This window comes from Rhizobium album (assembly GCF_003122325.1).
GTDB classification, from domain to species: Bacteria; Pseudomonadota; Alphaproteobacteria; order Rhizobiales; family Rhizobiaceae; genus Metarhizobium; species Metarhizobium album.
This window is the reverse complement of sequence record NZ_QFBC01000060.1, coordinates 1-802: the sequence shown is the minus strand read 5'-3', so window position 1 is coordinate 802 and position 802 is coordinate 1. Positions and strand designations below refer to the sequence as shown.

General features: G+C 58.2%; 2 protein-coding genes. Both read left to right on the top strand.

Annotated elements, in window-relative coordinates:
• Window positions 1-71 precede the first annotated feature (71 nt).
• Complete coding sequence (locus tag DEM27_RS33800) at window positions 72-326, top strand: hypothetical protein (protein WP_128755634.1); 255 nt, start codon at window positions 72-74, stop codon at window positions 324-326.
• Window positions 326-778, top strand: a complete 453-nt coding sequence (locus DEM27_RS35335) for a MucR family transcriptional regulator (RefSeq protein WP_109462522.1) — start codon at window positions 326-328, stop codon at window positions 776-778. Before DEM27_RS33800 ends, DEM27_RS35335 begins: the two co-directional genes overlap by 1 nt.
• The last annotated feature ends 24 nt before the right edge of the window (window positions 779-802 follow it).

Sequence of the window (802 nt, the reverse complement as noted above, 5' to 3'; positions counted from 1 at the left end):
AGCAATGTGACCGGCTGGTATCTGGTCGGCTTCCGTGACGAGCTGGCCCGTGAATTCGAAGGTGAAGCCGCATGACCGCAAAACTTCTGAAAGATGCCGGCGAGGCCCTTTATGGGCCTCAATGGCAATCCGCAATCGCCCGTGATCTTGGCGTTTCTGATCGACATATCCGCCGAATGGCTGCCGGTGACGCCGACCTAAAGCCAGGTATGGCAATGGACCTTTGGCGCATTGCCCTTGAGAGACAGGCCGATCTTGATCAGGTGATCGAGCGGTTGAAACTGGCATCAACACCTGGCGGCGTGGACCCAACTGTGAGCGAGTGATGCCACACAAGGATCGCGAACGACGACTAGAATACCTCCGCCAGTGGAAGCTCAAAAACCGGCCTGCGCCGAAAATCGAGCCGCAATCAGACCCAGGATTGCCGCCGCGTGGTGTTATGGTGTTTTCGCCAGACGGGACAACAGTCCAATGCCATTCTTGCGGCAAATGGTTCGGTGGCCTCAACATGCACTTTCGTGTGCACGGCTTAGACGCGCGGACGTACAAGGAACTGTATGGGTTGCCCCGCACTAAATCGCTCTGGCCGCCGGCGCTCATGGAAAAGCAACGAGATGCCGCGCTCGACAGAGACCAAGGAGCGATCGGCCGTAAGAACATCCCTCCGGCTGTGGGGCGTCCTGTCGGACAAGAGGCACGTTTAGGCGTGCGACTTGAGGCGAGCGAGGCACGCAAGGGCGTCAACACACGGGCTGGCGAAAAGACCAAACGATAAGCCATCATTCGCCGCCATCCACAT